At 74.0% G+C, this 23,023-nt stretch carries 18 protein-coding genes and 1 tRNA gene; 9 read left to right on the forward strand and 10 right to left on the reverse strand.

What is annotated here, in order from left to right; genetic code table 11:
* Positions 1-243: 243 nt before the first annotated feature.
* On the forward strand, positions 244-2,535 hold the full coding sequence (locus AMK13_RS09270; RefSeq protein ID WP_074001794.1) for a transglycosylase domain-containing protein: 2,292 nt from the start codon (positions 244-246) through the stop codon (positions 2,533-2,535).
* A gap of 179 nt (positions 2,536-2,714) precedes the next feature.
* On the opposite strand, the gene AMK13_RS09275 is transcribed toward AMK13_RS09270, so the two are convergent.
* A complete protein-coding gene (locus AMK13_RS09275) occupies positions 2,715-3,167 on the reverse strand; it encodes a GatB/YqeY domain-containing protein (RefSeq protein WP_049658244.1) in 453 nt (150 codons plus the stop codon).
* A gap of 816 nt (positions 3,168-3,983) precedes the next feature.
* Here AMK13_RS09275 and AMK13_RS09280 point away from each other — a divergent pair.
* From AMK13_RS09280 to AMK13_RS09295, 4 genes are all read left to right on the forward strand, one after another.
* Positions 3,984-5,249, forward strand: coding sequence for a helix-turn-helix domain-containing protein (locus AMK13_RS09280; RefSeq protein WP_255357465.1), 1,266 nt, complete (start codon positions 3,984-3,986; stop codon positions 5,247-5,249).
* Positions 5,250-5,420: 171 nt separating this feature from the next.
* A complete protein-coding gene (locus AMK13_RS09285) occupies positions 5,421-6,131 on the forward strand; it encodes a CGNR zinc finger domain-containing protein (protein WP_074001795.1) in 711 nt (236 codons plus the stop codon).
* The gene (locus tag AMK13_RS09290; protein WP_049658238.1) at positions 6,131-7,075 is read left to right on the forward strand and encodes a metallophosphoesterase; all 945 of its coding nucleotides are present in this window, start codon (positions 6,131-6,133) and stop codon (positions 7,073-7,075) included. Before AMK13_RS09285 ends, AMK13_RS09290 begins: the two co-directional genes overlap by 1 nt.
* Before the next feature lie 100 nt (positions 7,076-7,175).
* A tRNA-Pro gene (locus tag AMK13_RS09295) sits at positions 7,176-7,249 on the forward strand.
* 268 nt (positions 7,250-7,517) lie between these two features.
* Here the strand turns inward: AMK13_RS09295 and AMK13_RS45815 are convergent.
* Positions 7,518-10,313: an AAA family ATPase gene (locus tag AMK13_RS45815; protein WP_074001796.1), complete on the reverse strand. Its 2,796-nt coding sequence runs from the start codon at positions 10,311-10,313 to the stop codon at positions 7,518-7,520.
* A gap of 179 nt (positions 10,314-10,492) precedes the next feature.
* Between AMK13_RS45815 and AMK13_RS09305 the strand changes: the two genes are divergently transcribed.
* The 4 genes from AMK13_RS09305 to AMK13_RS09320 all read left to right on the forward strand — a co-directional run bounded on the left by AMK13_RS09305 (position 10,493) and on the right by AMK13_RS09320 (position 15,169).
* A complete protein-coding gene (locus tag AMK13_RS09305) occupies positions 10,493-10,870 on the forward strand; it encodes a nuclear transport factor 2 family protein (protein WP_074002136.1) in 378 nt (125 codons plus the stop codon).
* Positions 10,871-10,982: 112 nt separating this feature from the next.
* Entirely contained in the window at positions 10,983-12,512 is a 1,530-nt protein-coding gene (locus tag AMK13_RS09310; protein WP_079271972.1) for an MFS transporter, read from the forward strand.
* A gap of 195 nt (positions 12,513-12,707) precedes the next feature.
* Positions 12,708-14,564, forward strand: coding sequence for a S9 family peptidase (locus tag AMK13_RS09315; protein WP_074001797.1), 1,857 nt, complete (start codon positions 12,708-12,710; stop codon positions 14,562-14,564).
* On the forward strand, positions 14,561-15,169 hold the full coding sequence (locus AMK13_RS09320; protein WP_074001798.1) for a hypothetical protein: 609 nt from the start codon (positions 14,561-14,563) through the stop codon (positions 15,167-15,169). Before AMK13_RS09315 ends, AMK13_RS09320 begins: the two co-directional genes overlap by 4 nt.
* A 70-nt stretch (positions 15,170-15,239) precedes the next feature.
* Here the strand turns inward: AMK13_RS09320 and AMK13_RS09325 are convergent, their stop codons facing one another.
* The 8 genes from AMK13_RS09325 to AMK13_RS09360 form a co-directional block, all read right to left on the reverse strand.
* On the reverse strand, positions 15,240-16,019 hold the full coding sequence (locus AMK13_RS09325; protein WP_049661142.1) for an SURF1 family protein: 780 nt from the start codon (positions 16,017-16,019) through the stop codon (positions 15,240-15,242).
* A 126-nt stretch (positions 16,020-16,145) separates the two neighbouring features.
* The gene (locus tag AMK13_RS09330; protein ID WP_143204507.1) at positions 16,146-17,474 is read right to left on the reverse strand and encodes a hypothetical protein; all 1,329 of its coding nucleotides are present in this window, start codon (positions 17,472-17,474) and stop codon (positions 16,146-16,148) included.
* Complete coding sequence (locus tag AMK13_RS09335; protein ID WP_049658157.1) at positions 17,467-18,012, reverse strand: SigE family RNA polymerase sigma factor; 546 nt, start codon at positions 18,010-18,012, stop codon at positions 17,467-17,469. Before AMK13_RS09335 ends, AMK13_RS09330 begins: the two co-directional genes overlap by 8 nt.
* Before the next feature lie 292 nt (positions 18,013-18,304).
* Positions 18,305-19,372 carry an aspartate-semialdehyde dehydrogenase gene (locus AMK13_RS09340; protein ID WP_074001800.1) on the reverse strand — a complete coding sequence of 356 codons (1,068 nt, stop codon included), beginning with the start codon at positions 19,370-19,372 and terminating at the stop codon, positions 18,305-18,307.
* Positions 19,373-19,432: 60 nt separating this feature from the next.
* Positions 19,433-20,713: an aspartate kinase gene (locus AMK13_RS09345; protein ID WP_074001801.1), complete on the reverse strand. Its 1,281-nt coding sequence runs from the start codon at positions 20,711-20,713 to the stop codon at positions 19,433-19,435.
* 375 nt (positions 20,714-21,088) lie between these two features.
* On the reverse strand, positions 21,089-21,802 hold the full coding sequence (locus AMK13_RS09350) for a DUF5063 domain-containing protein (RefSeq protein ID WP_241852803.1): 714 nt from the start codon (positions 21,800-21,802) through the stop codon (positions 21,089-21,091).
* Complete coding sequence (recR, locus tag AMK13_RS09355) at positions 21,795-22,394, reverse strand: recombination mediator RecR (protein WP_049658152.1); 600 nt, start codon at positions 22,392-22,394, stop codon at positions 21,795-21,797. Before recR ends, AMK13_RS09350 begins: the two co-directional genes overlap by 8 nt.
* 249 nt (positions 22,395-22,643) lie before the next feature.
* On the reverse strand, positions 22,644-22,985 hold the full coding sequence (locus AMK13_RS09360) for a YbaB/EbfC family nucleoid-associated protein (protein WP_074001802.1): 342 nt from the start codon (positions 22,983-22,985) through the stop codon (positions 22,644-22,646).
* Between the last annotated feature and the right edge of the window lie 38 nt (positions 22,986-23,023).

A 23,023-nucleotide genomic window follows, 5' to 3' on the forward strand; every position in this document is an offset into this window, starting at 1 on the left:
AGGCCACAGCTGCCTCAAAACCCGGACATCGGCGGGTAATTCGGGCAAGTCTTCTCGCCCACAAGAGTGAACGATGTTGACACACCGAAGCTGTCGCAAGCTTGTGACAAGCCTAGGCGAACACCTGCCCCGGTGTGCGGGAATCCGCGACGTAGGGTTCTCCCCATGGCACCGAAGCGCCCCCAGGCATCCCAGCCCCCAGGCAACACCGGAGCTCCGCGCGGCCGGACCGGCGGATCCCCGATGGAGCACGCCGGCAACGGCGTGAAGTTCCTGGGCGTCAGCGTGCTCTCCGGAGTCCTGCTGGCAGGCCTCGCCCTGCCCGCCGTCGGCGCCATCGGGCTGACCGCCAAGGACACGGCGGAGAGCTTCGCCAACATCCCCGACGACTTCAAGACCCCGCCGCTCACCCAGGCGACGCAGATCTTCGACGCCAAGGGCGGCCTGATCGCCAAGGTCTACGAGCGCGACCGCACCGTCATCACCGCGGACCAGATGTCGCCGTTCATGCGGCACGCCCAGGTCGACATCGAGGACGCCCGCTTCTACGAGCACGGCGCCGTCGACCTCAAGGGCGTCCTCCGGGCGATCAGCAAGAACGCGGAGAGCGGCACCGCCTCCCAGGGCGCCTCCACGCTGACCCAGCAGTACGTGAAGAACGTCAACGTGGAGAAGGCCGGCGACGACCAGGCGGCCGTCCTGGAGGCCCAGCGCAAGACCCTGGGCCGCAAGATCCAGGAGCTCAAGGTCGCCATCAAGCTGGAGGAGGACCTGAGCAAGGATCAGATCCTCACCAACTACCTCAACATCACCTTCTACGGCCACCAGGCCTACGGGGTCGAGGCCGCCTCCCAGCGCTACTTCAGCAAGAGCAACAAGGACCTCACCGTCGCCGAGGCCGCCACCCTGGCCGGCGTGGTCCAGAACCCGTCGCAGTACGACCCGGTGCGCTACCCCGAGAACACGCTCAAGCGCCGCAACGTCGTGATCGACAAGATGCTGGAGAACAAGCACATCACCGCCGACCAGGCGAAGGAGGCGAAGGCCGCCCCGCTGGGTCTGAAGTACAAGGACCCGCAGAACGGCTGCATCACCGCCCAGGCCGGCATGGGCTTCTTCTGCGACTACGTGCGCCACGTGGTCAAGCAGGACCCGGCCTTCGGCAAGAGCGCCGACGAGCGCAAGAAGCTGTGGAACACCGGCGGCCTGAACATCTACACCACGCTGGACCCGGACAAGCAGGCCGCCGCCCAGAACGCCGTCACCAAGAAGGTCAACGTGACCGACCCGGTGTCGGCCGCCGCGACCATGATGGAGCCGGGCAGCGGCAAGATCCTGGCGATGGCCCAGACCCGCCCGTACGGCCTGGACCCGAACAAGAACCAGACCGTCGTCAACCTCAACGTGGACGCGGCCATGGGCGGCGGCAACGGCTTCCAGACCGGCTCGACCTTCAAGCCGATCCTGGCCGCGGCGGCGCTGGAGTCGGGCATGTCGAACACCCAGGCGTTCCCGTCCGAGAACAAGATCGAGTACCCCCAGATGTCCACCTGCTCGGGCACCTGGAAGAACACCGTCAAGCCCAAGGAGACGGTGAAGAACGAGCAGGACAGCGAGGTCGGGCCGTACCAGCTGAAGGAGGCGATGGCCCGCTCGGTCAACACCTACTTCGTGCAGATGGAGCAGCAGGTCGGCCTCTGCGCGATGAAGCAGATGGCGAACAAGCTGGGCATCACCCAGTCCGCCAAGGGCGACGCCTTCCAGGAGGTGCCCTCGATGGTCCTCGGCACCCTGGAGCTCTCCCCGCTGACCATGGCGAACGTCTACGCGACCTTCGCCGCCCGCGGCAAGTACTGCACCCCGATCGCGATCAACAAGATCACCACGGTCGACGGCAAGGACGTCCCCGTCCCGCAGTCCCAGTGCAGCCAGGCCTTCTCCGAGCAGACCGCCGACTCGCTCAACGCCGTCCTGCTCAACGTCACCGAGAAGGGCACCGCGGCCTCCCTCGGCCTCGACGACGGCCGCAAGATCGCGGGCAAGACCGGTACCACCGACGAGAAGAAGGCCGCCTGGTTCAGCGGCTACACCCCGTCGCTGGCCACCTCGGTCTGGCTCGGCGGCCCGGCCGGCGGCGTCAAGATGAAGAACATCACCATCGGCGGCAAGTACTTCCCCGAGGTCTTCGGCGCCGACGGCCCCGGCCCGATCTGGCAGCTGGCGATGAACCAGGCGCTCAAGGGCACGCCCGTGGAGCCGATCCAGACCGCCAACATCCCGGACCCGCAGCCGGCCACTCCCCCGCCGGGCACCACCCCGCCGGCCACCGACCCGAACGCCCAGCAGCCGCCGGCCGGCAACCCCCCGCCGCCGCAGCAGGGCGGCAACCCGGGCCAGCCCGGCGGGCTGCCCGGCAACCAGGCCGGCGGTCTGCCCGGCGGGCTGCCCGGCGGCTTCCCCGGCGGCTTCACCTTCCCGCCCGGCCCCGGGAACGGGAACGGCGGCCGCCACGGCGGCGGCAACGGGAACGGCTGACCCGCCCTCCCGGCGGGGTGACCCGCGCCGCGGAACATGACGAAGGGGCGCCCTCCAGTGCGGAGGGCGCCCCTTCGGCGTGCTGCCGGGGCACCAGGGGGCGGGGCCGGGGCCGCCCGGGGTTCGACCCTGGACGGGCCCTGGGCGGGCCCTGGGCGGGCCCTGGTCTGAGCCGCGGCTCAGACCAGGGCGGCCTTCACGGCGGCGGCGACCCGGCTGCCCTCGGCCAGGCCGTCGACCTTGGGCTTCACCAGCTTCATGACGGCGCCCATCGCCTGGGGGCCGGTCGCGCCGCTCTCGGCCACGGCGGCCGCCACGATCGCGGCCAGCTCCTCGTCGGAGAGCTGCTTGGGCAGGTAGCCCGCCAGCACCTCGCCCTCGGCCAGCTCCCGGGCCGCCTGCTCCGTCCGGCCGGCGTTCCCGAAGGCCTCGGCCGCCTCCCGGCGCTTCTTCGCCTCGCGGCCGATCACCTTCAGCACGTCGGCGTCGGACAGCTCGCGCTTCTGCTTGCCCGCCACCTCCTCGCTGGTGACGGCGGACAGCGTGAGCCGGATGGTGGACGAGCGCAGTTCGTCCCGTTCCCTGATGGCAGCCGTGAGGTCCTCGTGCAGCTGCTCCTTGAGCGTTGTCATTTCCTCTTCTTATCCTTCGGCTGTGGGTGGGCTCAACCGGTTTCCCGTGGGCATCCACCGGGGTTTCCGCAGTTGAACGAGTATCCCCGACAAGTACGGCCGACCGTCGCCCGTCGGCGCGCCGCTGCCGCCCCGCTGACGGCTGTGGGCGCGGCGGGGCGGGCGGTAGCCGGCCGACCCGGGAAGCAGCCGGGGAAGCAGCCCGGGAAACGGTCAGGGAAACGGTCCGGCCCGGGAACGGGCGGCGGTCGAGTCCGTGAACAATCGATGCCCCCGGCCGGGAACGGACGACGGGATTCGGCCAAGGTGGCCGATAATGCCCGCACATTCTCGGCCGAAATGCCGAGAACTGCCTGTTCCGGAGCGAAGTTGCCGGTTCCGCAGGGGTACATCGAACACTGCGACCGCTTCGCCGAAAATAGTCCGCGTAGTACACTCGTTCGCGCGTCGCCCGAGCAGCCCGAAGGCGGCGGTCACCTCACCGTCGAATCATCCCCGAATCATCGCCGAAGGCCGCCACGATCAGCCGCGACAAACCGTCACCACGTCCCCGATTCATTATTCCACGGCACTGACACACTGCCGGCCAGGCGCCCTGCAACCCTGACACCTTGCGGCCCGGGCGCCCTGCGGTCCCGGTCGGCGCGGGCGCTCACGCCTGCGCTCCGCCGGACGGCCGACGGCGATCGTTTTTCGGAGTGATTGGCGCCGCAGCACGGCGCACTGATTTCTGACTTTTATTCTGCTCACGACAGCAGGAAGCGCGGGGGAATGGACAACAATCAGCTTCGCTCGATGTTGGTAACCCAACGGAAGATGGTCGGATGGAGCCAGGAGCAATTAGCCGAACACTCCACCGTCAGCGTCCGCACCATTCGTAATCTGGAAACCGGCGCCATCCGGAATCCGCGGCGCAGTTCCGTGGAACTCCTGGTGGGCGCGCTGTTCTCCGCGGCGACCAACCGGGACGACCCCCTGCTCTCCCACGCCGTCCAGGCGGGCGCCCCGGCCGGGCTGCTGCCCGCCCGGCCGGAGCCCGGACCGCCGGTCCGCGTCGCCGAACTCCCGGACAACGCGCGCTGGCAGGGGCTGCGGCCCAAGACGGACGTCACCGTCGGCCGCCAGGCCGACCTGCTGCACGTCGTGACCGCCCTGCGGCCGGGCCGCCCGCTGGTGCTCACCGGACCGGCCGGGGTCGGCAAGACCCGGCTGGCGCTGGACTCCGCCGCCCACCTGCTGGACCGCTTCCGGGACGGCGTCGCGGTCCTGGAGCTCGGCTCGGTCACCCCCGAGGCCGTCGACCCCGCCGCCGCCTCGGCCCAGGCCCAGCGCGCGCTCGACACCCTCCTGCGGGGCGTCGGCCGCGACCCGCGGACCGACCCCGAGCCGCAGCTGCTGCTCGTCGTCGACAACGCCGAGCACGTCATCGACACGGTGGCCCGGCAGGTCAGGGCACTGCTGGCGCGGCACCCGGCGCTCCACATCATGATCACCTCGCTGCGGGCGCCCGCCGGGGTCCCGGCCGACCTGTGGGAGGTGGCGCCGCTGTCGGTCGACCACCCGGACGGCCCCTACGGCTGCCCGCCCGCCGCCGAACTGTTCTGCCGCCGGGTGCACTCGGTCGTCCCGACGCTCGACCTCGGCGACCAGATGCCGCAGGTGGTCGAGCTCTGCCGACGCCTCGGCGGCCTGGCGCTCGCGATCGAGAACGCCGCCGTCCGGATGCGCTCGGTGCCCCTGCACGTCCTGGTGGACGAGTGCCGGGTGCTCCCGATCCTCGGCCAGGAGGAGGTCGGCGGGCTCTCCCACCACCGCTCGCTGCACCGCAGCCTCGCCTGGGCGTACGGGCTCCTCGACGAACGGCAGCGCCGGGCGCTCAGACGGTTCTCCCGGTTCCCCGAGGAGTTCTCCATCGACGACGTCCGGCAGCAGCCGGTCGACGGCGGCCGGGAGCCCTCCCGCAACCTCGACGTGCTGGCCGAGCTGGTCGACTTCTCCGTCGTCCAGGTGAAGCGCGGCCACCAGTACGCGTACCGGGTGCCCCGGATGATGCGCGAGTACGTCAACGCCATCCCGGCCTGAGGGCCGGCCCCGTGCCGCCCGTGCCTGGAGCAGTGCTCCTGGCACGGGCGGCGCGGGCTTTCTGAGCGCGGGTCAGCTCGTCGCGGTCGCACCGGACCGAACCGCCGCCGCCTGGTAGCCCGCCCTCCCGCTCCGTAACCCTTCATCCCGGTTACACCTATCCTGGGCCGCATGACCGACGCAGCCGACCGCAGCGCCGCCGACGGACCGCCCGCCACCCCGCCCGGGCTGCTCCTCACCACCCCCGGGGGCGGCCGCTTCCACTTCGACCCCGGCGCCCTCTGCCTGGAACTGCTCACCACCGGCGGCCCCGGCCCGTACACCCGGTACGAGGTGCTGCACCGGCCCGCCGACCTCGCCGCCTGGCTCCCGCCGTCCCGACTGCGACTGCCCGCCGACGCCGTACGGATCTCCCCCGCCCAGCTCGCCGCCGCCCGCACCCTGCGCGACGCCCTCTGGCGCCTGGCCGCCGCCCGCGCCCACGGCGGCCGGGGCACGCCCGCGGACCACGCCGTCCTCAACCGGGCCGCCGAGCACCCGCCGCTGGTCCCCCGGATCGCCCCCGACGGCACCGCGGCCGCCCCGCTGCCCGCCGACGGGGCCCAGCTGGTCTCCACCCTCGCCCGGGACGCCATCGCCCTGCTCACCGGCCCGTACGCGGACCGGGTCCGGGAATGCGGCGCCGACAACTGCCAACTGATCTTCGTCGACACCTCGCGGCCGGGCCGGCGCCGCTGGTGCTCCATGGAGCGCTGCGGCAACCGCCACAAGGTCCGCGCGCTACGCGCCCGCCGGGACTCCGAGGAGGCCCCGCCGACCACCGCCCCCACCCCCGACTCCGGGCGTACACAGGCTGATCGACCGTCTGAGAGCATGGGCTGATGCGACCGCTGTACTCCGTTCCCCTCGGCATCGCCGCCACCGGCGCCGCCTGTCTCGCCTACTCCGTCGGGTACGAGGTCCGGGCCTTCCGCCTCCGCCGGATCGAGGTCCCCGTCCTCCCGCGCGGCGCCCGCCCGATCCGGGTCCTCCAGGTGTCCGACATCCACATGGTGAGCGGGCAGGGCAAGAAGCAGCGCTGGCTGAAGAGCCTGGCCGGCCTGCGCCCCGACCTGGTGGTCAACACCGGCGACAACCTCTCCGACCCGCTCGGCGTCCCGGCCACCCTCGACGCGCTCGGACCGCTCATGGAGTTCCCCGGCGTCTACGTCTTCGGCTCCAACGACTACTACGGCCCGGCCCGCAAGAACCCGGCCCGCTACCTCCAGGCCATGCGCAGCGGCGCCCACGGCATGAACAACCCCGACGGCACCGCCCGCCGCGGCATCACCGGCGCCGTCCACAACCCCTGGGAGAAGCTCCGCGACGGCTTCGACGCGGCCGGCTGGCTCGACCTCACCAACACCCGCGGCCGGCTCACCGTGAACGGGCTCGACCTGGAGTTCACCGGCCTCGACGACCCGCACATCCGGCGCGACCGCTACAGCGAGGTCGCCGGCGGCCCGTCCCCCGACGCCGACCTCTCCCTCGCCGTCGTCCACGCGCCCTACCTGCGCGTCCTCGACGCCTTCACCGCCGACCGCTACCCGCTGATCCTGGCCGGCCACACCCACGGCGGCCAGCTCTGCATCCCCTTCTACGGCGCCCTGGTCACCAACTGCGACATCGACACCCGCCGGGTCAAGGGCCTCTCCACCCACACCGCCGGCGGCCACCGCTCCCACCTCCACGTCTCGGCCGGCTGCGGCACCAACCGCTACACCCCCGTCCGCTTCGCCTGCCCCCCCGAGGCCACCCTCCTCACCCTCGTCCCGGCAGCCCGCTGACCCCCACCGGACGCCCGCTCGAAACCGGATTTCGTGTCTCGGCGAGCGTCCGGTAGAGTTCTACTCGTCGCGAAGGAGACGGAGCGACAAACCGCAAGACCGGGGTGTGGCGCAGCTTGGTAGCGCGCTTCGTTCGGGACGAAGAGGCCGTGGGTTCAAATCCCGCCACCCCGACCCACTGCAGAGGGCCTGCCGGAGAAATCCGGCAGGCCCTCTGTCGTTGTGCACGACCGGCCGGGTGACCACTCCTCAGCCGGGTCCGACGCCCGGGTGCCGTCCGCGCGACCTCCACCGGCCGACCACAGGCAGGCCCCACCGCGCGCACGACGCCCCACCCCGGCCGCCGGGCGAGCCGCGCTGCGAGCAAGGCCAACTCCCCGTACGGACAGCGCCGGTGCGTCCGGGGCTCCGCGGCCGCGCCGCCGTCGCCGGGCCCGGGCGGTCAGAGGGTGGTGGGGAGTTCGGTGCGGGAGGTGATGTCGAGCTTGGGGTAGGCCTTGTAGAGGTGGTGGGCGACGGTGCGGGGGCTGAGGAAGAGCTGGGCGGCGATGTCGCGGTTGGTGAGGCCCTGGGCGGCGAGGCGGGCGATCTGGAGTTCCTGGGGGGTGAGGGGGGACTGGGGGGTGCCGGTGGGGGTGGCCGGGGTGGGGGCCGGGGTGCCGGTGGCGGAGAGTTCGGTGCGGGCGCGGGCGGCCCAGGGGTGGGCGGCGAGGCGGTCGAAGGTCTCCAGGGCGGCGCGCAGGTGGGGGCGGGCGTCGGTGCGGCGGCGGGTGCGGCGGAGCCATTCGCCGTAGAGGAGGGCGGTGCGGGCCTGTTCGAAGGGGCGGTGGGCCGTTTCGTGCCGGGAGAGGGCGGCGCGGTAGGTGGTCTCGGCGAGTTCGTCGGGGCCTAGCAGGGCCTGGCAGCGCAGCCGGAGGGCGTCGGCCCAGGGGCGGTCGGCGGCGGCCGTCCAGCGGGCGAAGCGTTCGTAGGCTTCGGCGGCGCGTTCGGGGGTGCCGAGGCGGACGGCGGCCTCGACGAGGTCGGGGACGGCCCGGGTGGCGCTGACGTGGTGGCGGTGCGGGCCGGTGGTGAGGGTGTGCAGCCGGTCGGCGGCGTCGCCGGCGCGGCCCTGGCCGAGGTCGCGCAGGGCGAGCGCCCACTGGGCCCAGGCCTGGCCGGCGGCGGGGGCGGCGGTCTGCGGGCCGGTGGTGGCGAGGGCGGTGGCGGCGAGTTCGGCGCAGTGGTCGGTGCGGCCGTCGAGCGCGGCCAGGTGGGCGAGCAGCGCGGTGAGTTGGCTGACCCACTGGTGCTGGCCGGTGTCCCGGGCGAGGCCGAGGCCTTCGGTGGCGGTGAGTTCGGCGTCGCGGTGGCGGCCGTGGAAGAGTTCGGCCTCGGCGAGGAAGAACTGCAGGGTGGGCATCACGCCGACGGTGCCCTTGGCGCGGGCCTCGGCGACCAGTTCGGCGGCGAGTTCGGCGGTCTCCTCGTCGCGTCCGAGGACCAGGGTGGCGCCGCACAGCTGGACGAGGTCGACCGGGCTCTCGGCCCCGGCCCGGCGGGCGGCCTCGGCGGCCTCCCGGACGGGCGGCAGCGGGCCGGCGGGCCGGCCGAGCGCGGGCAGGACCGCCGCGGGCAGGTGGCGGGCGAGCGGGGCGAGGGGGTCGTCGGCGGCGAGCGGCAGGACCGCCAGGCGGTCCAGGACGGCGGCCACCGGCTCCTCCCCCGCGTACCAGGCGGCGTGGAAGGCCTGGAGCAGCATCCGGGCGGCGTACGGCGGGTCGATGTCGGTGCCGGCGGCGTCGAGCAGCAGCCGGTGGGCGGTCGGGTAGGAGCCGCGCCAGAAGTGGGCGGTGGCCCGGACCTGGTCGAGCAGGGCGTGCGCCAGGACGTTGTCGGTACGGCCGGAGGCCTCGTCGGCGAGCGCCTCGGCCCGTACCAACTCGCCTTCCTCGGTGGCGGCTTCGGCGGCCAGGACGAGCCGGCGGGTGGCGCCGTCACGGTCCGGGGTGAGGCGGGCGGCGCGCTCGTACGCTGCGGCGCCGCCGTGGCCGCCGCGGCGCCCGGCGCGGACGGCGGTGCGCTCCAGCGCGTCGGCGAGGCCGGCGTCGGGGGCGGTGGCGGCGAGGGCGAGGTGCCAGGTGCGGCGGTCGCCGTCCGGCAGCGCGCCGGCGACGGCCCGGTGGACCGCCGTCTTCTGGTGGTGCGGCGCCCGTTGGAGGATCGCGGAGCGCAGCAGCGGGTGCCGGAAGGCGATCCGGCGGTCGGCCGTGACCGTCACCAGGCCGGACGCCTCGGCGGGCGCGAGGTGTTCGGCGGTGACGCCGAGGGCGGCCGCGGCGGGCAGGACGACGTCCAGTGCCCCGCCCTCCTCGGTGGCGGCGACCAGCAGCAGTGTCTGGGTGGCCGCGGGCAGGCCGGTGACCTGGCCGTGGAAGGCGATCAGCAGCCGGCTGGTGAGCGGCAGGCCGCCCGGTGCCGGCGGCTGCGGCCCGGCGGCGACCGGGAGTTCGGTGAGCGCGAGCGGGTTGCCGGCCGCCTCGGCGAGCAGCCGGTCGCGGACGGTGGACGGCAGGTCGGGGCCGACCCGCCGGGCCAGCAGCCGGGTGGCGTCGGCCTCGGGCAGGCCGGTCACCTGCCGTTCGGGCAGGCCCAGCGGGCGCTCCGCCGGGCTGCCGTCGGCCCCGGACGGGCCGCCGGTGCGGGCGGCGAGCAGCAGGGCGACCCCCTCGGCCTGGAGCCTCCGGGCGGCCAGCAGCAGGGCGTCCAGGGAGGCTCGGTCCAGCCACTGAACGTCGTCGATGACGCACAACAGCGGCCGGTCGGCGGCGAGTTCGGCGAGCAGGCCGAGCGTGGCGAGCCCGACCAGCAGCCGGTCGGCGCCCGCCCCACCGCCGCCCGCCCCACCGCCGTCGCCCGCCCGGTCGCCCGTCCGGTCGTCTCCCGTCCGCTCGTCGTCGGAGAGCCCGAACGCCGCCTCCAGCGCCCGCCGTTGCGGGCCCGGCAGGACGTCCAGCCGGTCCAGGCCGGGCGCGAGCAGCAGGCTCAGCCCGGCGTACGGCAGCTCGGCCTCGTACTCGACGCCGGCCGCCCGGACGACCCGGAACGCCTCCCCCGCCCGCGCGACGGCGTCGTCCAGCAGCGCGGTCTTGCCGATGCCGGCCTCGCCCCGGAACAGCAGCACTCCGCTGCGTCCGGCCCGCGCCCCGTCCAACAGCCCGTCCACGGCGGCCTGTTCGCCTTCCCTCCCGTACAGCATGCCCAGACCCTACCCAGCGGGGCCGCGCACCACTGCCGACCAGCGCACCGGTACACCTCCGCGGAGGCTACGTACCCCCATACCCATACGTGACGGATTCGCCGTCGGCCGCCCGTCCCTACCGTGGTGAGCACCGGGAACGACCCGGCCAACCACCCACCGGAACACGGGAGATGACGATGACCAAGATCACCACCGCCGCCCTCCAGCAGCTCGCCGAGCGCTACCTCGCGGTGTGGAACGAGACCGACCCGGCGGCCCGCCGCAAGCTGGTCGACGAGGTGTGGGCCGAGGACGGCCGCTACACCGACCCGCTGGCCGCCGTCACCGGCCGGGACGCGATCGACGCGCTGATCGGCGCCGCCCAGGCCCAGTTCCCGGGGCTGGAGTTCACCCTCGGCCCGGTCGACGCGCACCACGACGTCGCCCGCTTCACCTGGAACCTGGGCCCGACCGGCGCGGAGCCGGTGGTGATCGGCTTCGACGTGCTGGCGGCCACCCCGGACGGCCGGATCGGCGCGGTGTACGGCTTCCTCGACCGCGTGCCGGGCGCCTGACCCCCTCAGACCGCCACTCCGGCCGAGGGGCGGGGCGCTCCCCACCGCCCCCGCCCCTCGGCACCGGCCGCCGACCCGCTTGAGTCGCCAACCCCCTTGAGAAGAGCCCGAGATGAGCACCTCACTGAACACCCGGCGGCCCACCGAGGCCGAGACAGGGGCAACGGCGCCGACGGCCCCCAAGGGGCTGCTGCCGGTCGTCCTGACCGCCACCTTCATGACCGCCCTCGACATCTTCGTCGTCAACGTCGCCCTCCCCTCCCTCCAGGGCGACCTCGGCGCCGGCCCGGCCGCCGTCCAGTGGGTGATGGCCGGCTTCAGCCTGGCCCTCGCGGCCGGCCTGGTCACCGCCGGCCGCCTCGGCGACCGGTACGGCCGCCGCCGGGTGTTCGGGCTCGGCCTGGCCTTCTTCACCCTCGCCTCCACCGCCTGCGGCCTCGCCCCCACGGCGGCCGCGCTGGTCGGCGCCCGGGTGGCGCAGGGCCTGTCGGCGGCGCTGATGGGTCCGCAGGTGCTGGCGATCCTGCGGACCGCGTTCAGCGGAGCCGCCCAGGCTCGGGCCTTCGCCCGGTACGGGCTGACCATGGGCGTCGGCGCGGTGTTCGGCCAGCTGATCGGGGGGCTGCTGATCCGCGCCGACCTCTTCGGCCTCGGCTGGCGCAGCTGCTTCCTGATCAACCTGCCGATCGGACTGGCCGCCCTCCCGCTGGTCCGCCGCAGCCTGCCGGAGTCCCGCGCCCCGCAGCGGCCCGGCCTGGACCCGGTGGGCGTGCTGCTGGTCACCACCGCGCTGACCGGCCTGGTGCTGCCGCTGATCCAGGGCCCGCAGCTGCACTGGCCGCTGTGGACCGGGCTCTGCCTGGGCGGCTCGCTCGCCCTGCTGGCCGTCTTCGCCGTGCACCAGCACCGCGCCACCACCGCCACCGCCACCGCCACCACCGCCGCCACGGCCACCACCGCGACCACCCCGCTGGTCGACACCCGGCTCTTCCGCGACCGCGCCTTCAGCGCCGGCCTGCTCGCCCAACTAGCCTTCTGGCTGGGCCAGGGCTCCTTCTTCCTGGTGCTCGCCCTGCACCTCCAGTTCGGCCGCGGCCTGGACGCGCTGGGCGCCGGACTGGTCTTCACCGCGATCGGCCTGGGCTACCTGATCACCTCCAACACCACCCACCGCGTCACCGCCCGCCTCGGCGAGCGCCGCACCATCGCCCTCGGCGGGCTGCTGATGGCCCTCGGGCTGGGCCTGCTGGCCCTCACCGCGTACGGCGCCGCGGACGGCGGCGTCCGGTGGCTGGCGCCCGGGCTGTTCGTGGACGGCCTCGGCATGGGCCTGGTGATCGCCCCAGTGACCTCGGTGGTCCTGGCCGGCGTCGAGCCGCGGCTGGCCGGCTCCGCGGCCGGGGTGGTGTCCACCGTGCAGCAGGTCGGCGGGGCGCTCGGGATCGCGCTGATCGGCCTGGTCTACTACGGCGCCGGCGACCCGGCCGCCGCCTTCGGCCGCAGCGTCCTGGCCCTGGCGGTGCTGGAGCTGGTGCTCGTGGGCCTGGTCCGGTTCCTGCCGCGCGGAGCACACGGGGCCCACGGAGCGGCCGAAGCGCACCGAGCGCACGAAGCGCCGCACGAAGCGCCGCGCGAGGGCTGACCCCGGCATGGCCCCGGGCACCCGCCCCGGCCCCACGGAACCCGGGCCCCGGGCCGGGCGTTCGTGGACGCCCCGGCCGCCGCGCATGGCAACGCCTGCACCGGCACCCCGCCGCCACCCCGGCGGCACGGGGCGGGTGGGCCGAAGCCCACCCGCCCGTTCCCTTCCCTCCCCCCGATCGGGTTGGATGGTCGGATGAGCGAGGAGAAGAGCGCCGTACCGGCGTGGGAGCAGCGGTTCAGGGCGGCCCGGGTGTCGCTGCCCGACTGGGCCGAGGACGCCCCCGACCGGTCGCTGTACGTGTCCAACGCGACCGGCACCTACGAGGTCTACGCCTGGGACCGCACCACCGGCGCCCACCGTCGGGTCACCGACCGTCCGAACGGCACCACCGACGCCGAGCTGTCCCCCGACGGCGACTGGGTCTGGTGGTTCGACGACCACGACGGCGACGAGTTCGGCGTCTGGCGCCGCCAGCCGTTCGCGGGCGGCCCCGACGAGGAGGCCGTGCCCGGCCTCGCCGCCTCCTACTCGGCCGGCCTGGCCCTGGGCCGCGACGGCACCGTGGTGGTCGGCCGCTCGACCGACGAGGACGGCACCACCCTGCACCTGCGCCGCCCCGGCGCCACCGTGCCGGTCGAGGTCTACCGGCACGAGGAGTACGGCGGCATCGGCGACCTCAGCCACGACAGCACCCTGCTCGCCATCGACCACACCGAGCACGGCGACGCGATGCACTCCGCGATCCGGGTCGTGCGCATCGCCGCCGACGGCGGCGTCGAGACCGTCGCCGAGCTGGACGAGGTCACCGGCCGGGACGAGCCGCGCGGCGTCGCCTGCCTGGGCTTCGCCCCGGTCGAGGGCGACACCCGCCTGCTGGTCGCCCACCAGCGCACCGGCCGCTGGGAGCCGATGATCTGGGACGTCGCCACCGGCGCCGAGACCGCCCTTCCGCTGCGCGACGAGCAGGGCCGCGAGCTGCCCGGCGACGTCTCCGCGCAGTGGCGCCCCGGCGCCGAGGCGCTGCTGGTGGAGCACGAGTACGAGGCGCGCAGCGAGCTGTTCTCGTACGCGCTCGCCGACGGCCGGCTGACCCGCCTGGAGACCCCGCGCGGCACCGTCAGCGGCGCCACCGCCCGTCCGGACGGCACCGTCGAGTACCTGTGGTCCTCCGCCGCCGAGCCCTCCGCCGTCCGCTCCACCGCCGGGACGGTCGTGCTGCGGGCGCCCGGCGCGGTGCCGCCCGGTTCGGTGCCGGTCGAGGACGTCTGGGTGGACGGGCCCGGCGGGCGGGTGCACGCCCTGGTACAGCGGCCGGCGACGCCCGCGCAGGGCCCGTACCCGACCGTGTTCGAGATCCACGGCGGCCCGACGCACCACGACAGCGACTCCTTCGCCGCCGGTCCGGCCGCCTGGCTGGACCACGGCTTCGCGGTGGTCCGGGTCAACTACCGCGGCTCGACCGGCTACGGCCAGGCCTGGACGGACGCGCTGCACGAGCGGGTCGGCCTGATCGAGCTGGAGGACATCGCGGCGGTCCGCGCCTGGGCCGTCGACAGCGGCCTCGCCGACCCGGCCCGGCTGGTCCTCACCGGCGGCAGCTGGGGCGGCTACCTGACCCTGCTCGGCCTCGGCGTCCAGCCCGACGACTGGGCCCTCGGCCTCGCCGCCGTCCCGGTCGCGGACTACCACACCGCGTACGCCGACGAGATGGAGGCGCTCAAGTCGCTGGACCGCACGCTCTTCGGCGGCACCCCGGAGGAGGTCCCGGAGCGCTTCACCGCCTCCTCGCCGCTGACCTACGTCGAGCGGGTGCGGGTACCGGTCTACATCAGCGCCGGGGTCAACGACCCGCGCTGCCCGATCCGGCAGATCGACAACTACGTCGAGCGGCTGGAGCTGCTCGGCAAGCCGCACGAGGTGTACCGCTTCGACGCCGGGCACGGCTCGCTGGTGGTGGAGGAGCGGATCAAGCAGCTGCGACTGGAGATCGACTTCGTACGGCGGCACCTGGGCACGGCCGGGCGTGACGGAGACGGAGGGGCTGCGTGAGACGCCTGCTGATGCTCGCGGGGGTAGCGGTCGCCGGGGCCCTGGTGCTCACCGGCTGCTCGGGCTCACAGCGGAACACCGCGGCCTGCCCGCCCCCGACCGGCCCGCCGGTACCGAGCTCCTCGGCCGTCGCGCCCGCGCCGGCCGTGCCCGCGTCACCGACCGCCGCCGCGACGCCGCCCGCCGGCGCCACACCGCCCGCCGCGCCGCCCGTCAGTCCGCACGCCGGCACCGCGACCAAGGCGGGCGCGGCGGGTCCGGGGGCGGCCGTCGTACGGGCGGTGTACACGCCGCCCGCGGACGGGGGCGACCCGGTCCAGCTCGCCAAGGGGGGCGGCAAGAACGGCTCGTCCGGTTCGAAGGGGTCGGGGTCCAAGGGCTCCAAGACCGGTCGCAGCGTGCACCACCACATCGACCACTACGACTCCGACGACCACAACGGCGGCGGCAACGGCAACGGCCACTGCCACAGCGACCCGACGCCGCTGCCCACCGGCTCGTCGACCCCGACCCAGCCGCTGCTCCCCCCGCAGACGCCGACGCCGACGACGCCCCCGCCGGCGGTCAAGCCGACACCGGCACCGGCCCTGCCGACCAAGCGCTGAGCCGGGGCGGCCGAGCGCCGAGCCGGGGCGGCCGAGCGCCGAACCGGCGTCTGCGTCAAGGCGCCGCCGGTCAATCCAGGACCGGGTCCAGCCCGAGGGCCCGGTCCTGCTCCGCCTCCGCCTCCCGGCGCACCAGGCGGTACCACATGAAGACCACGAACCCGCCGAAGACGAACCACTCCAGGGTGTAGCCCAGGTTCTGGAACGCGCGCAGGGTGAGCCCGTCGCCGCCCTGCGGCTGCACGGTCGGTACGGAGGCCAGCCCGGCGGGCGCGTCGTCGGCGGCCACCCAGCCGTCGTACCAGCCGTCGTACTCCAGCACGTTCAGCAGCGAGGCCCGGTTGATCATGCCGAGCTGCCCGGCGGGCAGACCGCCCGCCACCGCGCCGTTGCTGCCCACCGACTCGTTGGCCTGGAGGCGCCCGGTCACCGTCACCTCTCCGCCCGGCGGCGGCCCGGCGACAGCCGGGTCCCCGGCCGACCAGCCGCGCACCACGGCGACGGCGTGTCCGTCGGCGGTGCGCAGCGGGGTGAGCACGTAGTAGCCCTGCTTGCCGTCCACCACGCGGTTGGGGACGAGCAGTTGGTGCTCGCCGTCGTAGCTGCCGGTCACCGTGACGGTCCTGCCGACGGTTTCCGTGCTCACCTGCGGGGTCGCCTGGTTGAGCAGCGCGTCGATCGGCCGGGCGTCACCCGAAGCGGTGACCGCCTGCTTGGCCTCCTGGTGCGTGGACACCCGGTCCTCGAAGCGGCCGAGCTGCCAGGAACCCAGCCACAGGCAGACCGCCACGGCCGCCACGGCCACGACGGTGCCGCCGAGCCAGCGCGGAGTCAGGAGGAACCGGTACACACCCCCACGGTATCCACTCCTCACACCCGCCCCGTCCCCCGGGCCCCGCACACGGCCGCCTCCGGCCGGTCGCCCCGGCCCCTCCTCTACATCGGCGGCCACGCTCAGGCCGTCGTCACCGAGCCGTCACCGAGCCGTCGGCGAGCCCGACGGCTGCGGCGCCGGGCCGCCCAGCCCCTGGACGCCGCCGCGGTAGACGGTGCCGCTGCACGCCACCGGCAGGGTCGCCGTGGCGGCCGCCGGGCTGCCGGGGGCGGGGGTGTGGGCGATGGTCACGGCGGGCGGCGCGGTGGTCGGGTTGCCGGTCGGCGTCGCGGTCGGGCTGGGGGCCGTGGTGGGGCCCGCCGACGGGGACGAGGAGGCCGGCGGGTTGGCGCTGACCTCACTGGTGGGGACGGAGGCCGGGGCGCCGGACTCGGCGGCGGGGACGTCCGAGCGCAGGGCCACCTGGTTGACGCTGTTCGACGGGGTGCTCAGGGTGCCCGAGCCGGTACAGGTCTGGTCGGGGACCCAGGCGAACGGCACCCGGTACCCGGCCCGCGGCGCGAGCACCGGCGGCTCCCCGTCCATCGCGGGCAGGCCGGCGGCCGGGTCGCCCGGGGCGTGGTCGGCGGTGCGGATGCGGCCGCGGTCGCCGCCGCTGACGGCGGTGACCGCCACCGAGCCCGGCCCGCCGAGCCGACAGCTGCGCCCGGACACGTTGTAGACGGTGAACGAGCCGTAGATCCGCCCGTCGCCGTCGGCCGTGCCGACCTGGGCGAGGCCCTCACCGAGGTCCGTCCGGGTGCAGAGCGGGACGATGCCGCCGTCACCGGCGCCGGAGGTCCCGCTGGGCGCGACGCCGCCGTCGGTGCTCGCCTGCCCGCCGCCGGGGCTGTGCGGGGCCGAGGCCGTACCGGGCGGCGGGGTGGTGTCGCCGGGGCCGCTCGGGTTCGCGTGCGAGGCCGCCCCGGTGCCGCCGGTCGTCCCGGCGGTGCCGCTGGGCGAGGTGGCGGCCGGGCTCTTGGCGTCGGCCGAGCCGGGGCCGCCGGAGAGCCCGAGGTGCTCCCCCTCGTGCAGGACGGGCAGGCCGATCGCGACGACGAAGGCGAGCGCGGCCGCCCCGGTCCAGGCACCGCGCCGGGCGGCCCGGCGGCGGGGCACCGCCCGCCGGATCCGCGGCAGCCCGCCGGCCGCGGGCTGGATGCCGGAGACGGCGCCGTGCAGGAGCTCGCGCACCGCCCGTTCCTCGGTGGACAGGGACAGCAGCTCCTCCGGGGCCTCGGCCCCGGGCCTGCTCGCTCTGGAAGCGCCGAGCCCGGTCGCCCCGAGCCCGGTCGCCCCGAGCCCGGTCGCCCCGGGCCCGGTCGCCCCGGGCTCGTTCGCCCCGGGCGTCCCCGGTCCGTTCACCTCAGGCCCGCCCGCCTCCGGAGTGCCGTCCGCCGGCCGCCGTCGGTCGCCGTCCGCCTCAGCCATGTCCGGCCGCCATCTGGACGCGCAGGGCGGCGAGCCCGCGCGAGCCGTAGGCCTTCACCGAGCCGAGCGAGATGCCCAGGGTCTCGGCGACCTGCGCCTCCGTCATGTCCACGAAGTAACGCAGCACCAGAACCTCCCGCTGACGGCGTTGCAGACCACGCAGCGCGGCCTTCAACTGGTCGCGCTCCAGGGCATCGTAAGCACCTTCTTCTGCACTGGCCATGTCAGGCATGGGCTTCGGCAGCAGTCGCAGCCCGAGGATGCGGCGGCGCAGCGTGGAGCGGGACAGGTTGACGACCGTCTGCCGCAGGTACGCCAGGGTCTTCTCGGGCTCGCGCACCCGGCGCCGGGCGGCGTGCACCCGGATGAACGCCTCCTGGACGACGTCCTCGCAGGTCGAGAGGTCGTCGAGGAGCAGCGCGGCGAGCCGCAGCAGCGAGCGGTAGTGCGCCTGGTAGGTCGCGGTGAGCAGGTCCTCGCTGGTACCCGCGTCGGTACCGGCACCGGAGTCCGCCGCACCGGGTGCGGCCGCCGTCATCTGGTCTTCTTCCGGCCTACTCGCAGGCCTCGGGGCGCGCGAGGGGAAGGACACCGCGGCTCTTGCCGGGATGCCCGCCCTTGCCCCCACCATCACGTTCGCCACGCACGTTGGACACTCGATCCCCTGTCATGGTTGCCCGGCCCGGGGCCCATTCTTCCGCATCGGCTGAAGAGGCCTCCAGGGGATTCCCACGGGATTCCGGACAGATTGTGTCGAGGAGCGAACACAGGTATGGACACAGGTGTGGACACAAGCGGGCACATCGGAACCCGTGAGAGCCCGTCACTCTCTAATCCGTCGGCGTTCCCGCCGTCAGCTCCGCCGCCACCAGCTCGGCCAGCTGCACCAGGTTGAGCGCCGCGCCCTTGCGCAGGTTGTCCCCGCAGAGGAAGAGGTCCAGCGCCTCCGGCTCGTCCAGCGCCCGCCGGACCCGCCCGACCCAGACCGGGTCCGTCCCGACCACGTCGTTCGGCGTCGGGAACTCGCCCGCCGCCGGGTCGTCGTAGAGGACCACGCCGGGCGCGTCCCGCAGGATCTCCTGCGCGTGCTCCTGGGTGACCTCGCGTTCGAACCGCGCGTGCACGGCCAGCGCGTGGGTGCGGACGACGGGGATGTGGACGCAGGTCGCCGAGACTTTCAGGGCGGGCAGGCCGAGGACCTTGCGGGACTCGTCGCGGATGCCCATCTCCTCGGCGGACCAGCCGCCGTCGCGCAGCCCGCCGGTCCAGGGCACGGCGTTGAGCGCGAGCGGGGCGGCGAACGGCCCCTGATCAGCGATCAGCGCGCGCAGGTCGCCGGTCTGCCGGCCGACCGCGGTGCCCGCCACCAGCCCGGTCTGCGCGCGCAGCGCCGCCTCGCCGTCGCGGCCCTCGCCGCCGGCGGCCTGGTAGGAGGCGACCACGAGCTGCGCCAGCCCGTACTCGGCGTGCAGCGCGCCGACCGCGGCGATCATCGCGAGCGTGGTGCCGGCCGGACTGGCGACGATGCCGCGCGGGCGGATCCGCAGCGCGGCCGCGTTGACCTCCGGGACGACCAGCGGCACGTCCTCGGCGGTGCGGAAGGCGGCCGAGTCGTCGACCACCACGACGCCCTTGGCCGCCGCGATCGGCGCCCACTGGGCGGAGACCTGGTCGGGGACGGCGAAGAGCGCGACGTCGATCCCCGCGAAGGCCTCCTCGGCCAGCGGGACGACCCCGACGGTCTCCCCGCGCACCACCGCCGTACGGCCGGCCGAGCGCGGGGAGGCGACGAGTCGGACCTCGCCCCAGACGTCCTGGCGGAGGGAGAGCAGCCCGAGCAGCACCTCGCCGACCGCGCCGGTGGCGCCGACGACGGCGAGGTTGGGACGCCGGGTCATCGCCCGGCGTCCCGGCCCGGTGCCCGGGTCATCGCCCGGTGCTCCCGCTCCGTTCCCGGGTCATCGCCCGGTGCCGCCGTAGACGACGGCCTCGTCGCTCTCGCTGTCCAGGCCGAAGGCGCTGTGCACGGCACGGACGGCCTCCGGCACGTCGTCGGCGCGGGTGACCACCGAGATGCGGATCTCCGAGGTGGAGATCAGCTCGATGTTGACGCCCGCGGCGGACAGCGCCTCGAAGAAGGTCGCCGTGACGCCCGGGTTGGAGCGCATGCCGGCGCCGACCAGCGAGATCTTGCCGATCGCGTCGTCGTAGCGGAGCGACTCGTAGCCGATGCCCTGCTTCACCCGGCCCAGCGCGTCGATGGCCTTCTGACCCTCGGTCTTGGGCAGGGTGAAGGAGATGTCGGTCAGGCCGGTCGACGCGGCGGAGACGTTCTGCACCACCATGTCGATGTTGACCTCGGCGTCGGCGATGGCGCGGAAGATGCGCGCCGCCTCGCCCGGCTTGTCGGGCACGCCGACGACGGTGACCTTGGCCTCGGAGGTGTCGTGGGCGACTCCGGAGATGATGGCCTGCTCCATCTCGCCCCCTTCGGGCTTGTTCGGGTTGTCGTTGCTGACGATCGTCCCGGGAAGACCCGAGAAGGACGAGCGTACGTGAATCGGGATGTTGTAGCGACGGGCGTACTCGACACACCGATCGAGCAGCACCTTGGAACCCGACGAGGCCAGCTCCAGCATGTCCTCGTAGGCGATCCAGTCGATCTTGCGGGCCTTCTTCACCACGCGCGGGTCGGCGGTGAACACGCCGTCCACGTCGGTGTAGATCTCGCAGACCTCGGCCTTCAGCGCGGCGGCGAGCGCCACGGCGGTGGTGTCCGAGCCGCCCCGGCCCAGCGTGGTGATGTCCTTGCTGGTCTGGGAGACGCCCTGGAAGCCGGCCACGATCGCGATGTTGCCCTGGTCCAGGGCGGTGCGGATGCGACCGGGCGTCACGTCGATGATGCGCGCCTTGTTGTGCACGGAGTCGGTGATGACACCGGCCTGGCTGCCCGTGAAGGACTGCGCCTCGTGCCCCAGGGATTTGATCGCCATGGCCAGCAGCGCCATGGAGATGCGCTCTCCAGCGGTCAGCAGCATGTCGAACTCACGGCCGGCAGGCAGCGGTGACACCTGCTCCGCGAGTTCGATGAGCTCGTCCGTCGTGTCGCCCATCGCGGACACCACGACGACGACCTCATGGCCGGCCTTCTTGGCGTCAACGATTCGGCGGGCCACGCGCTTGATGCCTTCGGCATCCGCAACGGATGAGCCGCCGTACTTCTGCACGACAAGGCCCACGTGCGCTCCTCGACTCGAAGTCTTTTCCGGGGGCTACGGGCCCCCGTACCCCCCGGGGGAGAGGGGGGTGCGGTCGTCGTCAGTCTACCGAGCAGGGGTGCTCCGACCGGCGCTTTCCATATCGTGAGACGGTAGTTTCAGCACGTGAGCGGCCGTACGGACGGCTCCGCCGTCAGGTCTGCGGGCGATTCGGTACCGCTCCGAAGAATCGCCCGACCGGGGGACGGCGATCCGGCCGGATTTCTTTTCCGGCCGGGGCGCTGAGGCATTCGTCACAATCCGAGGGCGCATTCGATCAGCCCGCGATCCGTGCCGGTATCCGTGCCACGATCTGCCCGCGATCCGCCGGATTCCACCGGATTTCCGTCCGGGAAACTACCGCCCGAGGCCGAGCTCGGCCGCCATCAGGTCGCCCGCCTGCTGCTCCAGCTGCTCGTCGGTGAGCCCGTCGTCGTCGGTGTCCGCGCCGTCCGGCGCCGCGCCGATCGGGCTGTCCAGCCGGACGTGGGCGATCAGCGACTGCAGGGCCCGCAGCACCGCCGTGCAGGTCGTGCCCCAGTTGGAGAGGTACGAGAACTGCCACCACCACAGCGCCTCGCTGACCCGGCCCTCGCGGTAGTGGGTCAGGCCGTGCTGGAGCTCGCTGACCACGCCGGCCAGGTCGTCCGAGATCCGGAAGGCGTTGGGCTTCTCCGGCGGACCGTACGGGTCGAAGACCTCGTGGTAGACGTCGATCGGCGCGAGCAGCTCGGCGAGGCGCTCGCGCAGCTGCTCACCGTCCGGCTCGGGGCCGGTGTCCGGCTCGAACCGGTCCTCCGGGACGACGTCCTCGATCGCGCCCAGCCGGCCGCCGGCCAGCAGCAGCTGCGAGACCTCCAGGAGCAGCAGCGAGACCGCGCTGCCGGGCTCGTCGCCCTTGGCGACCTCGGTGACGGCGAGCACGAAGCTCTCCACCGAGTCGGCGATCTGCACGGCGAAGTCGTCCGGCTCCGAGCCGTGGCCGTGGACGTGCGGGGCGTGCGCCCCCGGTTCCCCGTGGGACTGCTGGTGGGGGGTGTGGGGCTGCTGGTTGATCGTCCGGTCAGACATCGAGCAGTCGTCTCCCTTCGAAGGCGCGGCCGAGGGTGACCTCGTCCGCGTACTCCAGATCCCCGCCGACGGGCAGGCCGCTCGCCAGACGGGTCACCTTCAGGCCCATCGGCTTGCAGAGCCGGGCCAGGTAGGTGGCGGTCGCCTCCCCCTCCAGGTTGGGGTCGGTGGCCAGGATCAGCTCGGTGACCGTGCCGTCCGCGAGGCGCGACAGCAGCTCGCGGATCCGCAGGTCGTCCGGGCCGACGCCCTCGATGGGGCTGATCGCGCCGCCCAGCACGTGGTAGCGGCCGCGGAACTCACGGGTGCGCTCGATGGCGACGACGTCCTTCGGCTCCTCGACCACGCAGATGACGGCGAGGTCGCGGCGCGGGTCCAGGCAGACCCGGCACCGCTCGGCCTCCGCGACGTTGCCGCAGACCGCGCAGAAGCGGACCTTGTCCTTGACCTCCAGCAGCGCGTGCGCCAGCCGGCGAACGTCCGTCGGGTCGGACTGCAGCACGTGGAAGGCGATCCGCTGCGCGCTCTTGGGCCCGACGCCGGGCAGCCTGCCCAGTTCGTCGATCAGGTCCTGAACCACGCCCTCGTACAACGTCGCGCCTTCCCTCGGATGGTCGGTGTGCCGGACGGCCGGTGGAGCCGGGTGGCTGGTGAAGCCGGAAAGCTGGTGGAGCCGGACGGCCGGGGCCGGTGGTGCCGGACGGCCGGTGGTACTCCGGTGCCATCATCCAACGAATCGGGCGTCGGACACAGCGCCCGACGCCCGACTCCCACATAAATCACATGGGTCTGTCGTCTGAACTTCAGACCTTCTGGCCTTGGAAGCCGCCGTTGGACGACGTCAGAACGGCAGGCCGGGGATGCCGCCGCCGCCCAGGCCCTGGGTCAGCGGGCCCATGCGCTCGGCCTGCAGCTTCTGCGCGGTCTGGTTGGCGTCCCGGACGGCCGCCAGGACCAGGTCGGCCAGGGTCTCGGTGTCGTCCGGGTCCACGGCGGCCGGGGAGATGCTCAGCGCCACCAGCTCACCGGCACCGGTCACCGTCGCCTCGACCAGGCCGCCGCCCGCCGAACCGCTCACCTTCGCCTCGGCCAGCTCCTGCTGGGCGTTCGCGAGATCCTGCTGCATCTTCTGCGCCTGCTTCAGCAGCTGCTGCATGTTGGGCTGGCCACCACCGGGGAACACGGCTGTCTCCTTGCTGTCACGGCTGTCGTACGGCGCTT

Source organism: Streptomyces sp. CB02056 (assembly GCF_001905545.1).
GTDB lineage: Bacteria > Actinomycetota > Actinomycetes > Streptomycetales > Streptomycetaceae > Kitasatospora.

Coding starts and splice junctions, on each gene's coding strand:
- AMK13_RS09290 (WP_049658238.1), top strand. CDS start 6,131: ATGCGACCGCTGTACTCCGTTCCCCTCGGCATCGCCGCCACCGGCGCC.
- AMK13_RS09275 (WP_049658244.1), bottom strand. CDS start 3,167: ATGACAACGCTCAAGGAGCAGCTGCACGAGGACCTCACGGCTGCCATC.
- AMK13_RS09305 (WP_074002136.1), top strand. CDS start 10,493: ATGACCAAGATCACCACCGCCGCCCTCCAGCAGCTCGCCGAGCGCTAC.
- AMK13_RS09310 (WP_079271972.1), top strand. CDS start 10,983: ATGAGCACCTCACTGAACACCCGGCGGCCCACCGAGGCCGAGACAGGG.
- AMK13_RS09285 (WP_074001795.1), top strand. CDS start 5,421: ATGACCGACGCAGCCGACCGCAGCGCCGCCGACGGACCGCCCGCCACC.
- AMK13_RS09340 (WP_074001800.1), bottom strand. CDS start 19,372: ATGACCCGGCGTCCCAACCTCGCCGTCGTCGGCGCCACCGGCGCGGTC.
- AMK13_RS45815 (WP_074001796.1), bottom strand. CDS start 10,313: ATGCTGTACGGGAGGGAAGGCGAACAGGCCGCCGTGGACGGGCTGTTG.
- AMK13_RS09330 (WP_143204507.1), bottom strand. CDS start 17,474: ATGGCTGAGGCGGACGGCGACCGACGGCGGCCGGCGGACGGCACTCCG.
- AMK13_RS09315 (WP_074001797.1), top strand. CDS start 12,708: ATGAGCGAGGAGAAGAGCGCCGTACCGGCGTGGGAGCAGCGGTTCAGG.
- AMK13_RS09270 (WP_074001794.1), top strand. CDS start 244: ATGGAGCACGCCGGCAACGGCGTGAAGTTCCTGGGCGTCAGCGTGCTC.
- AMK13_RS09350 (WP_241852803.1), bottom strand. CDS start 21,802: ATGTCTGACCGGACGATCAACCAGCAGCCCCACACCCCCCACCAGCAG.
- AMK13_RS09335 (WP_049658157.1), bottom strand. CDS start 18,012: ATGACGGCGGCCGCACCCGGTGCGGCGGACTCCGGTGCCGGTACCGAC.
- AMK13_RS09280 (WP_255357465.1), top strand. CDS start 3,984: ATGGTCGGATGGAGCCAGGAGCAATTAGCCGAACACTCCACCGTCAGC.